The sequence below is a fragment of the Pseudomonas sp. TE12234 genome (assembly GCF_054061835.1).
Map to the genome: position 1 here is coordinate 490845 of NZ_JBSSEP010000002.1, position 13299 is coordinate 504143.

11 protein-coding genes are annotated in these 13299 nt (G+C 61.7%); 5 read left to right on the top strand and 6 right to left on the bottom strand.

The features are described from left to right. Positions 1 to 64: 64 nt before the first annotated feature. Together ACVWYU_RS05865 and ACVWYU_RS05870 are read left to right on the top strand one after the other, a co-directional pair. Positions 65 to 1147 carry a bifunctional transcriptional activator/DNA repair enzyme AdaA gene (locus tag ACVWYU_RS05865; RefSeq protein ID WP_390956344.1) on the top strand — a complete coding sequence of 361 codons (1083 nt, stop codon included), beginning with the start codon at positions 65 to 67 and terminating at the stop codon, positions 1145 to 1147. A gap of 114 nt (positions 1148 to 1261) precedes the next feature. Further along, the gene (locus tag ACVWYU_RS05870) at positions 1262 to 1879 is read left to right on the top strand and encodes a DNA-3-methyladenine glycosylase family protein (protein WP_247258226.1); all 618 of its coding nucleotides are present in this window, start codon (positions 1262 to 1264) and stop codon (positions 1877 to 1879) included. Positions 1880 to 1964: 85 nt separating this feature from the next. Here the strand turns inward: ACVWYU_RS05870 and ACVWYU_RS05875 are convergent, their stop codons facing one another. The 3 genes from ACVWYU_RS05875 to ACVWYU_RS05885 form a co-directional block, all read right to left on the bottom strand. Continuing rightward, entirely contained in the window at positions 1965 to 3062 is a 1098-nt protein-coding gene (locus tag ACVWYU_RS05875; protein WP_457372194.1) for an extracellular solute-binding protein, read from the bottom strand. A 2-nt stretch (positions 3063 to 3064) separates the two neighbouring features. After that, positions 3065 to 4189, bottom strand: a complete 1125-nt coding sequence (gene aguA, locus ACVWYU_RS05880) for an agmatine deiminase (protein ID WP_457372195.1) — start codon at positions 4187 to 4189, stop codon at positions 3065 to 3067. Positions 4190 to 4289: 100 nt separating this feature from the next. Continuing rightward, a complete protein-coding gene (locus ACVWYU_RS05885) occupies positions 4290 to 5174 on the bottom strand; it encodes a LysR substrate-binding domain-containing protein (protein ID WP_090320742.1) in 885 nt (294 codons plus the stop codon). A 229-nt stretch (positions 5175 to 5403) separates the two neighbouring features. On the opposite strand from ACVWYU_RS05885, the gene ACVWYU_RS05890 reads away from it, so the two are divergent. Beyond that, positions 5404 to 5892 (top strand): GFA family protein, encoded by a 489-nt coding sequence (locus ACVWYU_RS05890; protein ID WP_457372196.1) that lies wholly within the window; start codon positions 5404 to 5406, stop codon positions 5890 to 5892. A 191-nt stretch (positions 5893 to 6083) separates the two neighbouring features. Here ACVWYU_RS05890 and miaE read toward each other — a convergent pair whose 3' ends face one another. Continuing rightward, a complete protein-coding gene (gene miaE / locus ACVWYU_RS05895) occupies positions 6084 to 6692 on the bottom strand; it encodes a tRNA isopentenyl-2-thiomethyl-A-37 hydroxylase MiaE (protein WP_457372197.1) in 609 nt (202 codons plus the stop codon). Positions 6693 to 6851: 159 nt separating this feature from the next. Here miaE and ACVWYU_RS05900 point away from each other — a divergent pair, with 159 nt between their 5' ends. Then, on the top strand, positions 6852 to 7715 hold the full coding sequence (locus tag ACVWYU_RS05900) for a universal stress protein (RefSeq protein ID WP_247258214.1): 864 nt from the start codon (positions 6852 to 6854) through the stop codon (positions 7713 to 7715). Positions 7716 to 7808: 93 nt separating this feature from the next. Here the strand turns inward: ACVWYU_RS05900 and ACVWYU_RS05905 are convergent, their stop codons facing one another. Then, entirely contained in the window at positions 7809 to 8279 is a 471-nt protein-coding gene (locus ACVWYU_RS05905; protein WP_247258213.1) for a DUF1289 domain-containing protein, read from the bottom strand. A gap of 455 nt (positions 8280 to 8734) precedes the next feature. Here ACVWYU_RS05905 and acnB point away from each other — a divergent pair, with 455 nt between their 5' ends. Further along, positions 8735 to 11335, top strand: a complete 2601-nt coding sequence (gene acnB, locus ACVWYU_RS05910; protein ID WP_090320730.1) for a bifunctional aconitate hydratase 2/2-methylisocitrate dehydratase — start codon at positions 8735 to 8737, stop codon at positions 11333 to 11335. 84 nt (positions 11336 to 11419) lie between these two features. Here acnB and ACVWYU_RS05915 read toward each other — a convergent pair whose 3' ends face one another. Further along, the gene (locus ACVWYU_RS05915; RefSeq protein WP_457372198.1) at positions 11420 to 13075 is read right to left on the bottom strand and encodes a SulP family inorganic anion transporter; all 1656 of its coding nucleotides are present in this window, start codon (positions 13073 to 13075) and stop codon (positions 11420 to 11422) included. Positions 13076 to 13299 lie beyond the last annotated feature (224 nt).

The following is a 13299-nucleotide window of genomic DNA, read 5'->3' on the forward strand; positions in this document are numbered from 1 at the left end:
CGGTCCGGAATTCCCTGTCGATTTTCCGGTGGAGACCACAGGATTCGCGCTCTATGCTGGCCCCATGAACTTGCACAGCACGCTACTTCCGCCCCACGCCGAGATGGTTCGCGCCATGCTCGAACGCGACACCGCCTACGAGGGGGTGTTTTTTACCGCGGTCAAAACCACCGGTATTTTCTGCCGCCCCAGCTGCACGGCACGCAAGCCAAAGCCGGAGAATGTCGAGTTCTTCGCCCATGCCGATGAGTGCCTGTCGGCGGGTTATCGCGCCTGCCTGCGCTGTAAACCCCTGGACGCCGCGGCCATCGCCCCGGACTGGGTACAGACGCTGCTCAAGTCGGTGGACGCCGATCCCGAGCAGCGCTGGACCGATGCCCGGTTGCTCGCCGCTGGTATCGAGCCGCTGAAACTGCGACGCTGGTTCAAGCAGCATTTCGGCATGACCTTTCATGCCTGGTTGCGCACGCGCCGCCTGGGCATGGCGCTGGGCGGTATCAAACAGGGCGATTCCATCGACAGTGCGGCATTCGACTCCGGCTACGAGTCCCTGAGCGGTTTTCGCGATGCCTTCCGCAAATCCTTCCACATCACTCCCGGTCGCGCGGCCAACAGTGAGCCGCTGCTGTTCACGCGCCTGACCACGCCGCTGGGGCCGATGATCGCCATGGCCGAACGACGCGGACTGGTGTTGCTGGAATTCCTCGACCGGCCGGCGTTGACCCGGGAGATAGAAGCCCTGCAGAACCGTTACGGCTATGCCGTGGCGCCAGGCCACAACCGCCACCTGCAACACATCGAGCAGGAACTGGCGCAGTATTTCGCCGGCCACTTGACCGAGTTCAACGTGGCGCTGCACCTGCCCGGCAGCGAATTTTCCCGTCAGGTCTGGGCGGTGCTGGCGACCATCCCTTACGGCCAGACCACCACCTACGGGGCCATCGCGGCCAGGCTGGGCAAGCCTGGCGCCAGCCGCGCGGTCGGCCTGGCCAATGGGCACAACCGCCTTTCGATTGTCGTGCCCTGCCATCGAGTGATCGGTGCCGATGGCTCGCTGACGGGCTATGGTGGAGGACAGCCGCGCAAGGCGTTCCTGCTCAGGCTGGAAAAAGCCGCCGTGCAGATCACCCAGCCACTCGCCTTCTGACCACCCACTGTTGTTCATAAGGACCCTCAATGGACAGGCTCGACACGCAATTGCACGAAAAGACCCATGACGAAATAAACGCGCCGTTGAAGCCCTGCGCCAATGCCTGAGTCCATGCCCGAGCGCTATCAACCCGCCACCGATTTCCTGTCGTCAATCGATGAGGATTGGCGCCGGCACATTGCGGCGGTCGGCCCTTGCCTGCACCAACCCCACGCCGCCCGCGATCCCTATGAATCGCTGATGCGGGCGATTGCCTATCAGCAACTGCATGCCCGGGCCGGCGATGCGATCATCGGCCGCTTGCTGGCCCTGTTCCCGTCAGGCGGGTTCCCCAGACCCGAGCAGATCGTGGCCAGCGACTTCGATCAACTGCGCGGTTGCGGATTCTCCGCCAGCAAGATCGCGACCCTTCAAGGCATCGCCCAGGCCACCCTCGACGGCGTCGTGCCGGATTACGCCACGGCGCTGGCCATGGACGATGAAGCGCTGATCGAACGCCTGATCACCCTGCGTGGGGTGGGCCGCTGGACCGTGGAAATGTTGCTGATCTACAGCCTCGAACGGCCGGACATCCTGCCGGCCGACGATTTCGGGGTGCGTGAGGGGTATCGGCGACTAAAAGGCCTGCAAGCACAGCCGACGCGCAGGCAGATGATCGAAATCGGCCTGGCGTGGAGCCCTTACCGGACGGTGGCTTCCTGGTATTTGTGGCGGGTGCCGGGCCGGTAGACCGCGTTATCGTTCTTCGCGAGCAGGCTCGCTCCCACAGGGTCGGCGCCGATCCTTCGGAAGCGAGCTTGCTCTCCAACGCCAGTCACAACCCCGATTTCAACCGGCTGAACGCCCGGATCAGCGCCCGGTTGAACGCCTTGCCGTTGTCATTCTTGCTGTACAACGAAGCGCGAACTTCGGCCGGCGGGTAGGTGCCCGGGTCATTGCGAATCGCCGGGTCGATCAGGCTGTCCGCCGCAGTGATCGCGTTGGCGTAGTGAATGGTGTCGGTGATCGGCGCCATCACTTCAGGCGTCATCAGGTAATCCATCAAGGCCAGGCCGGCCTGCGGATGCGGCGCATCCTTGGGAATGACCATGGCGTCGAACCAGATCAACGTGCCCTCCTTCGGAATCCGGTAACCGAGCTTGTAAGGCTTGCCCGCCGCTTCGGCCTGGCCAGCAGCGATGGCCACGTTGCCGTTCCACGACATCGCCACACAGGTGTTGCCGTTGGCCAGGTCGCTGATGTTCAGGTCGTTATCGAAATAGCGAATGTAGGGGCGGATCTTCGCCAGTTGCGCTTCGGCGCGTTTCAGGTCATCGAGGTTCTGGCGGTTGATGTCCAGGCCCATGTATTTCATGACCGCCGCGAACACCTCGTTGGGATCGTTGAGCAGGCTGACCCCGCAATCGGCGAATTTCGCCACCACCGCCGGGTCGAACAGCATGGCCCAACTGTCCGTCGGCGCGTCGGGCAGGCGCTGCTTGACCGCCTCATCCTGAAAGCCCACGCCCGTGGTGCCCCAAGCATAGATCCCGGCATAGCGATTGCCCGGATCGAACACCGCCATGTGCTGGCGAAACTCATCGCCGACGCCGGCAAAGTGTGGCAGCAGCTGCTTGTCCACGGGCTGGATCGCGCCGCTCTGGATGGCCCGGGACAGATGCTGGCCGGCGGTCAGCACCAGGTCGTAGCCGCTGCGGCCGGTGAGCAGTTTGGTCTCGACGGTTTCCAGGGAGTCAAAGTGATCGGCGACCACATGGATACCCGTCTGCTTCTCGAAATTGCTCAGGGTATCCGGGGCCAGGTACTCGCCCCAGATATAGAGATTCACCACCGGCTTGGGGGTGTCTGCGGCCTGCACACACAGGGGTGCAAGCACCAGCAGTATTGCTTGAGTCAGTTTGTGCAGGCCCATGGTCACACTCCCTTTTTCTGGCAGGCAGCGCCGGCGTACTGAGGCATGGTGATGCACGCAACGTTGCCGCCACCGAGGAGGATTTCCCGGGAGTTTTCGATGCCGACGATTGTGTGCCGTGGGAACAGTTCCGCCAGGGTCGCCTGCGCCACCTGGTCGTTGCGATCGCCAAACAGCGGCACCACGATCGACGTGTTACCCGCGTAGTAGTTGATGTACGACGCGCAGATTTTCGTGCCGGCCTGGCGGGTATGGGTGCTGTCCTGCTGATCCAGGCCTTCGGCCTCTTCGGCGGTCCACTCCAGCACATCCGGTTGCGGCAGTTTGTGCACGATCAGCTCACGGCCTCGGCTGTCGCGGGTACTGCGCAGGATGTCGTAGGCCTCCTGGTAGATTTCCCACTGCGGGTCGTCGCGGTTGTCGGTCCATTGCAGCACCACTTCCCCGGGGCGCACGAAGCACGCCAGGTCATCGACATGGCCATCGGTTTCGTCGAACTTGCAACCGCGCGGCAGCCAGATGACCTGCTCGGCGCCGAGGTAATCGGTCAGGCGCCGGGTGACTTCATCCTTGCCCAGGTGCTGATTGCGATTGCGGTTGAGCAGGCATTGCTCGGTGGTGAGGATGCTGCCCTGGCCGTCACTCTGGATACCGCCCAGTTCGGCAATCAACGGCGCGCGATAGCGGTCGAAGCGCTCGATTTCGAGGATTTTGCTCGCGATCTGGTCGTCCTTGTCCCACGGATAGTACAAGCCGCCGTCGAGGCCGCCGTAGGCGTTGAATTCGAAGTCGACGCCGCGCACTTCGCCGCTCTGGTCGTTGACCACGAAGCACGGGCCACTGTCGCGGAACCAGGTGTCGTTGCAGGTCATTTCGACCACCCGCACGTGTGGCGGCAATTGGCGGCGTGCGGTGGCGAATTGCGCAGCGGAGGCACACACGGTGACCGGTTCACTCTGGGCGATCGCGGTGACGATCTGCACCCAGACTTTCTGCGCAGGCTTGGCACCGTTGCGCCAGACGTCGGTGCGCTCCGGCCAGCCGAGCCAGCAGCCGGACTTGGTTTCGAATTCGCCGGGCAAACGGAAACCGTCGAGCTTGGGAGTTGAATCGAGCAAACGTGCCATGGGCAAACCTCATCAGCGGGGATTGGAATGACCACAGGCTAAGGTCGCTGGCGGCCTCCTTGCCAACGATGATTATTTCGGAACACTTGAATTGAACTCATCAATCGACCAGTTGATCGTTGAACCATTCCAGCATCTGCGCCACCGCCGGCCGCTCCAGGCGCACCCGTTCGCACACCAGGGCGTATTGGCCCAACGCCGTCATGCTGGAGGTAAAAGGCCGGACCAGACGACCGCTGAGCAAGTCTTCCTGGGCGGTCAGGTTATCGCCCATGGCCACGCCCTGCCCCTGGGCCGCGGCCTCCAGCGCCAGCCCGGCGTGGGCGAAATACAACTGCCGTTCGGGGCGCTGATCGCCGGCATGGCTGGTGAGCCAGGCGGTCCAGGTCTTGCCGTCCTGATCGTCGTGGAGCAGGCAGTGGCGTGCCAGATCCCTGGGGGCTTTCAACGTGCCCTGGTTGAACAGACCGGGGCTGCACACCGGAAAAAACTGCAGCGCCGGCAATGGCCGGACGAAATACGCACTGCTGTCCACCGGGCCGGTGCCATAGGTGATCGCCAGGTCGATGTCTTCCCCCGGCGCCGTGGCGTCGATGGGTTGTTCGTAGAGGTGCAAAGTGATGTGCGGATAGCGCGCATAGAAATCGGTGAGGCGGCTCATCAGCCACTTTTGCGCCAGTTCGGCGGTCACCGCCAGGCGCAACACCGCGAGGGACGAGGGGTCGCGTAATTCATCGCAGGCATCGCCGATCAGTTCGAAGGCCTGCTGCAAACTTTGCATCAGCCGCCCCGCCGCCATCGTCGGACGAATCTGCCGACCTTCACGGACGAACAACGACACGCCCAGCTGTTCTTCCAACTGACGAATCTGATGGCTGACGGCGCTGTCGGTCACGCATAACTCTGCCGCCGCCCGGCCGAAATGGGCATGGCGCGCGGCGCATTCGAAGGTTCGCAGTGCTGCCAGGGAGGGTAGTCGTCGCATCGGGCCTGGTCCGGAATTAGAGTTGCCCATGCTGACTTGGCTGTCGGTAGCCGTCCAGTGGCACCGCGTTATCGTTCATCGCTGGCAAGCCAGCTCCCACAGGGATCGAAGGATTCCCATATTGCGCGCGATCAAGCCCCCTGTGGGCTGGCTTGCCAGCGAAGACGCCAGCAAGTTCACCCCGGACCTTCTAGGCTGAACGAACGAATTCAGTCCTCTGGAGAGCACCATGCAACTCGAAGGCTCCTGCCATTGCGGCGCGGTGTCATTCAGCCTGACCAGCGCCCACCCCTACCCGTATCAACGCTGCTATTGCTCGATCTGCCGCAAGACCCAGGGCGGTGGCGGCTACGCGATCAACCTGGGCGGCGATGCCGCCAGCCTGAAAGTACGCGGACGCAAGCACATCGCGATCTACCATGCGCGTCTCAAGGACGAGGGTGACAAACGCGCCCACAGCAGCACCGCCGAGCGGCATTTCTGCTCGCTGTGCGGCTCGGGCCTGTGGTTGTTCAGCCCGGAATGGCCGGAGCTGATTCACCCGTTCGCCTCGGCCATCGACACCCCGCTACCGGTCCCGCCGGAGCACACGCACCTGATGCTCGGCTCGAAAGCATCGTGGGTGGAGATCGAGGCGCATGGAAAGGATCAGCAATTCGATGTCTATCCCGAAGAGTCCATCGCCCAGTGGCATGAGCGTCTGGGCCTGAGCCGCTAGGCTGACAAGCCTGCACCACCGCAATGCCCCTGTAGGAGCGAGCCTGCTCGCGATGGTCGCCAACGATGACGCGGACGTTCAGATTTAATGCGGTGTCTTTGAGTTCTTCGCGAGCAGGCTCGCTCCTACAGGGGGCGGTGTTTTGAAGGGCAAATGCCAGGCATAAAAATCCCCCCGGAGGGGAATGCTGTTCAGGCCGCGGCCGGCACACCACTGTGGAAGCGGAACTCCACATCGGGCGATTCGATCAGTTCCTGCTCGGCGGCGCGGACCTTGTCGATGACCTGGGCGATATCCTTGGCATCTCCGTACTGATAGGCCAGCTTCAGGTACCCCTGGAAATGCCGGGCCTCACTTTTGAGCAGGCCGAAATAGAACTTGCCCAGTTCCTCGTCCAGATGGGGCACCAGCGCTTCGAAACGCTCGCAACTGCGGGCTTCGATGAACGCGCCGACCACCAGGGTATCCACCAGTTTCACCGGTTCATGACTGCGCACCACTTTGCGCAACCCCGAGGCGTAACGCCCGGCGGACAGCTGGCGCAGTTCGATCTTGCGTCTTTTCATCAGGCGCATGACCTGTTCGTGGTGCACCAGTTCTTCCCGGGCCAGGCGCGACATCATGTTGATCAGATCGACTTGGGAGTGATACTTGGCTATCAGGCTGAGCGCCGTGCTGGCGGCCTTGAATTCGCAGTTTTTATGGTCGATCAGCAGGGTTTCCTGATCGGCCAGTGCGGCTTGAACCCAGCCATCGGGGGTGCGGCAGCCAAGGAATTCGTGAATTTCGGGAAGGATCATGGGGCCCACGGACAAAAGGTTCAAAACGAAGGGCGCCGATTATACCGGCCTGCCCGAAGACCACCAGTCGCTACCGTTGATATGCATCAAGTCCCGAGTGGGCGACCAGCAACTATAGTTGTTCCACGCCATCAACTTTACGTTCCGGAGATCCCGATCATGCAAGCCATTCGCAGCATTCTGGTGGTTCTCGAACCCGAGCACTCGGAAAGCCTGGCGCTCAAGCGAGCCAAGCTGATTGCCGGCGTGACCCAGGCCCATTTGCACCTGTTGGTCTGCGACCGCAAGCACGACCACAGCGCCATGCTCGGCGTACTCAAGGCGGCCCTGGTGGCGGATGGCTATAGCGTCACCACCGAACAGGCCTGGGAAGGCAGCCTGCATGAAACCATCGTCATGGTGCAGCAAGCCGAAGGCTGCGGGCTGGTGATCAAGCAACACTACCCCGACGGCGCGCTGAAAAAGGCCCTGCTGACCCCGGAAGACTGGAAAGTGTTGCGCACCTGCCCGACCCCGGTGCTGCTGGTGAAAACCGCAGGTTCCTGGAAGGACAAAGTGATTCTGGCGGCCGTCGATGTCGGCAACATCGACAGTGAACACCGCCATCTGCACAACACCATCATCGATTACGGCTATGACATCGCCAGCCTGGCCAAAGCGCACTTGCATGTCATCAGCGCCCATCCGTCGCCCATGCTGTCGGCGGCCGACCCGACCTTCCAGCTCAGCGAAACCATCGAGGCGCGCTATCGCGAACAGTGCAAGGCGTTCCAGGCCGAATTCGACGTCGACGATGAGCACCTGCACATCGCCGAAGGCCCGGCGGACGTGCTGATTCCGTTCATGGTGCACAAGCTGGAGGCGGCGGTAACGGTGATCGGCACCGTGGCGCGCAGCGGGATTTCAGGGACGCTGATCGGCAATACGGCGGAAGTGGTGCTCGATGCGGTGGAGAGCGACGTGCTGGTGCTCAAGCCGCAGGAAGTCGAGGATCACCTGGATGAAATCGCGAGCAAGCATTAAGCCCTGCTCTGCCTGGTAGATGGCCATCGCGGGCAAGCCCGCTCCCACAGGTTCTTCGTCGACCTTGTGGGAGCGAACTTGCCCGCGATGCTCCTAGCCGCCAAACGCATCATTCAGAAACCCCGGCGCGATGTAGCGCTGGTAATGCGCTTCTGACAGCAAAAAGAATTCCCGATCAATGGCGTCCCGCAACTCCGGCAGGTTCCAGTCGCGAAACTCCGGCAGCAGCACCATGCCGTAGGCTTCCAGGTTGTTGATCACCCGCGCGCCCCGCGCAATCAGCTGATACGCCCAGCAATATTCCGACTGATGCGGCACAAAGCGGATCTTGCGTTGCTCCAGCTGCTTCCTGAGCAGCGCCGGATCGAAAATTTCCACCTTGGCCGCCATCACCTGGGACAACAACTGCTCAAGACGCAGCCATACCGCGCGCTTTTCTTCTTCGTTGTAGCCGTTCCAGTGAATCACTTCGTGATGGAAACGCTTGCAGCCACGGCACACCAGATCACCGTAAACAGTGGAGCAGAGGCCGACGCAAGGGGTCTTGATAGTCTGATTGGGCATAGGGGAAAACGCGAAAAAGCAAAACAGGCCGGCATGTTAGCCCTTTGTCCGCCATTGATCACCCCTCAACATTCAGCGCCACCGGCGTGTCGACAGGCCGGGAACCCTGCACCACCAAAGTCCAATAGCACCCGACTTACCTTTAATTTTTTTTTGCCGTAGAATCAGCCAGCCTTTTTAGGCGCCAATGTCCGTTAGAAGCTGTTTTCAAAGCGTCACGAGCACAGTCGTTCCTTCAGAGCGGTGTTGGCGAAGGGTTTTTCCAGCGGGGAAAAATCCGGCGCCAACCCTCATCAGCTCCCGTTCTGCAGGCGTAAAACTTTGAAAGCAGCTTCTGTAAGGAATTGTCGGTAATTCTGGCTAAGTGGCCCACAACGCCATGCAGCGCATGAGTACGGCGATTCCTGGATGAGCGTCCCGGACACCCATTTGGGACCACTGATGAGGGTAATACTGTGCTTGAAGCCTACCGCAAACATATCGAAGAGCGCGCAGCACTGGGTATCGTTCCCCAGCCGCTAAACGCCGAACAAACTGCAGGCCTGGTCGAGCTGCTGAAAAATCCCCCGGCTGGCGAAGAAGCTTTCCTCGTTGACCTGATCACCAATCGCGTTCCACCTGGAGTGGACGAAGCAGCCTATGTTAAGGCCGGCTTCCTGTCCGCAATCGCCAAAGGCGAAGCCAAATCCCCTCTGATCGACAAAAAACGCGCTGTTGAACTGCTCGGCACCATGCAGGGCGGCTACAACATCGTGACCCTGGTCAACCTGCTGGACGACGCCGAACTGGCTCCAGTAGCGGCCGAAGAACTCAAGCACACCCTGCTGATGTTCGATGCCTTCCACGACGTCGCTGAAAAAGCCAAGAACGGTAACGTTCACGCCAAGGGCGTGCTGCAGTCCTGGGCTGACGCCGAATGGTTCGTGAAGCGTCCGGTGCTGGCCGACAAGATCAGCCTGCGCGTGTTCAAGGTCACCGGCGAGACCAACACCGACGACCTGTCCCCTGCTCCTGATGCCTGGTCCCGTCCAGACATCCCGCTGCACGCCCTGGCCATGCTGAAAATGGCTCGCGACGGCATCGTGCCTGACGCACAAGGCGTCACCGGCCCGATGAAGCAGATCGAAGAAATGCGCAATGCCGGCTTCCCGATCGCCTACGTCGGCGACGTGGTCGGTACCGGTTCTTCGCGTAAATCGGCGACCAACTCCGTACTGTGGTTCTTCGGCGACGACGTTCCTTACGTGCCGAACAAGCGTGCCGGCGGTTTCTGCTTCGGCAGCAAAATCGCTCCGATCTTCTACAACACCATGGAAGATGCTGGCGCACTGCCGATCGAATTCGACGTCTCCAACATGCACATGGGCGACGTGATCGACCTGTACCCGCATGCTGGCAAAGTCTGCAAGCACGGCACCGACGAAGTCCTGACCACCTTCGAAATGAAGACTCCGGTCCTGCTGGACGAAGTTCGCGCCGGCGGCCGTATCCCGCTGATCATCGGCCGTGGCCTGACCGAGAAGGCTCGCGCCGAGCTGGGTCTGCCACCTTCGACGCTGTTCAAGAAGCCTGAAGCACCGGCTGAAAGCACCAAGGGCTTCACCCTGGCGCAGAAAATGGTCGGTAAGGCGTGCGGCGTGACTGGCATTCGTCCAGGCACCTACTGCGAACCGAAGATGACCACCGTGGGTTCCCAGGACACCACCGGTCCAATGACCCGTGACGAACTGAAAGACCTGGCGTGCCTGGGCTTCTCGACCGATCTGGTGATGCAGTCCTTCTGCCACACCGCGGCTTACCCCAAGCCGATCGACGTGACCACCCACCACACCCTGCCTGACTTCATCATGACCCGTGGCGGCGTGTCCCTGCGTCCGGGCGACGGCATCATCCACTCGTGGCTGAACCGCATGCTGCTGCCAGACACCGTCGGTACCGGTGGTGACTCGCACACCCGTTTCCCGATCGGCATCTCGTTCCCGGCCGGTTCCGGCCTGGTGGCATTCGCCGCCGCCACCGGCGTCATGCCGCTGGACATGCCTGAGTCGATCCTGGTTCGCTTCAAGGGCGAACTGCAACCAGGCGTCACCCTGCGTGACCTGGTTCACGCCATTCCTTACTACGCGATCCAGAAAGGCCTGCTGACCGTAGAAAAGAAAGGCAAGAAAAACGCCTTCTCCGGTCGCATCCTGGAGATCGAAGGTCTGGAAAAACTGACCGTCGAGCAAGCGTTCGAACTGTCTGACGCCTCGGCCGAACGTTCGGCTGCCGGTTGCACCATCAAGCTGTCCAAAGAGTCGATCGCTGAATACCTGCAGTCGAACATCACCCTGCTGCGCTGGATGATCGGCGAAGGCTACGGCGATGCGCGTACCCTGGAGCGTCGTGCTCAAGCGATGGAAGCCTGGCTGGCCAACCCTGAGCTGCTGGAAGCGGACAAAGACGCTGAGTACGCCGAAGTCATCGAGATCGACCTGGCCGACGTCAAGGAGCCTGTGCTCTGCGCGCCGAACGACCCGGACGACGCTCGCCTGCTCTCCAGCGTTGCTGGCGAGAAGATCGACGAAGTGTTCATCGGTTCGTGCATGACCAACATCGGTCACTTCCGCGCGGCCGGCAAGTTGCTGGAACAGGTCAAGGGTCAGCTGCCTACCCGTCTGTGGCTGTCGCCGCCGACCAAGATGGACGCTCACCAACTGACCGAAGAAGGCTACTACGGCATCTACGGCAAGGCTGGCGCGCGCATGGAAATGCCGGGCTGCTCGCTGTGCATGGGTAACCAGGCACGTGTAGAGCCGAACTCGACTGTCGTGTCGACTTCGACCCGTAACTTCCCGAACCGTCTGGGTGACGGCGCGAACGTCTACCTGGCTTCGGCCGAGCTGGCGTCGGTGGCTTCCATCCTCGGTCGCCTGCCGACCGTCGAGGAGTACATGGAATACGCTGGCAAGATCGACAGCATGGCGGCTGATGTCTACCGCTACCTGTCCTTCGACCAGATCGCCGAGTTCCGCGAAGCGGCTGCGAACGCCAACATCCCGGTCGTTCAAGCCTAACGCTGCAAGGCAATGAAAAACGCCGCCCATCGTGAGATGAGCGGCGTTTTTTTATGCCTGTCGGTTCAACCTCGCCACCCTCCATCATTCAGGTCCCGCGAAGCCCTTGAGAGCCTGTTGCACCGCACCATCCACACTCAACCCACTCAGCGTCACGCCGTTAGCCTGGACTTCGGGCAATACCGCCAACGCACCTTGCGCCTCGTCCTTAAGACGAGCCAGGACCAGCTTCTTGCCTTCGTTATGCACCCGTACAAAAAACTCCTGCAGCGCCTCGATGCTGGTGCCATCCAGGTTCGGTGACTCCTCCAGGCTGAGGATCGCGGTATGGAGCGGAGCAGGTGAATGCCGGATCAAGTGCAAGGCGGCACCGAGAATCCGTTCGACATTGGCAAAGAACAACGCTTCGCCCGGTCGCAGGATCAGGACGCCCGGCTCTATTTTCGCCGCCGGATGACGTTGCACATCGACAAAGTCGTGCCCGTCGTCGATCCGGCCAAGAATCTGGATATCGGCCGCCGACATTTGCTTGAGCATCAGCAGCACGCTGATCGCCACGGACACCAGCAAGCCGTCCAGCACCCCCAGCACCAGCACCGCACCCACTGCGCACATCACCAGCACGCGGTCACGCCGCCAGATGAAATATCGCCCCAGCGGCTGCAGGCTCAACCCGCGCGCCAAGGCATGGATGACGATGGCAGCGAGGATCGGTTCCGGGGTCAACGCGATATACGGCAGCACCGTCATGACAATCAGCAGCACCACCAGCGCCGCCACGCCACCGGCCAGCCGTGAAGTGGCGCCCGCCGCCTCGTTGGCCGATGTCGCCGAGTACCCCGCCCCCGCCGGCATGCCGTGGAACAGACCGGACAGCAGGTTGGAGGCCCCGAGGGCCAGCAGGTCGCGGTTCGATTTCACCCGGTCACCGTGCTTGAGCGCGTAGGCGCTGATCGAGCCGTAGGATTCCGCGTACAGGATCATCACCATGGCAAACGCCACTTCGCCCAAACGCAGCCAATCGGCAAACGGCAACACCGGCAGGTTCGGCACTTCCAGGCTCAGGTCGATGAGTCCGATCATCTTCACGCCATACGCCGACAGGTTCAGCCACTGGCCGGCCGCGATGCCGATCACCACCACGAGCAAGCCGCCGGGTACCCGTGGAAACCGCGAAAACAATAACAACAACACCAGCGCCACCGCCGCCACACCGGCGGCCGGCCAGTTCCATTGCGGCAACTGTTCGAACAATTGCGGCGCGAAACGCACTAGGTTGGCGTCGATCAATTGCACACCGACCACACTGGCGACCTGCTTGAGAATGATGGTCAGCGCCAGGCCAAAGGCAAACCCGCGCAACACCGGTTTGGCAATAAAGGAAGTGACGCTGCCAAAACGAAAGATCCCGGCCAGCAGAAACAGCCCGCCGGTAACCAGCACCAGCCCGACCGCCAGGGTCGAACGCAGCTGCGGGTCGCCGTTGGCCATGGTCGCGGTCGCCGCCGCCAGCACCGCCGCCGCCGATGACGTGGCCGAGACAATGGCAAACCGGCTGGTGCCGAACAGCCCGTAACAGAGCAAACCGGCAAACAGCGCAATGACCCCGGCCTGCGGCGCCAACGCGGCGATGCTCGAATAGGCGACCGCTTCGGGCAACAACAGCCCGGCAATTGACAGCCCGGCGAGCACATCCTGCCAGCGATGGGTGGGTTCAACAGGGTTGGGGGTACTCGACAAGCCACTGTCTCCAGACAAGAAAACCGCTGCGCGTGCGATACGCACAAACGCCACTGTAGCGCAAAAGCAAACGATCACCGCCCGTGGCGAAAGGATTTGTTCCCGCTGGATCCGCCGCAGACTCCCAAGGGACTGCCCATGCGGCGCCCCTCAATCCCGGAATCGTCCTACACATAAAAGCGATTCGCCTGACTGCGCCAAACCGTGGGCCCGCGCAAAGTCCC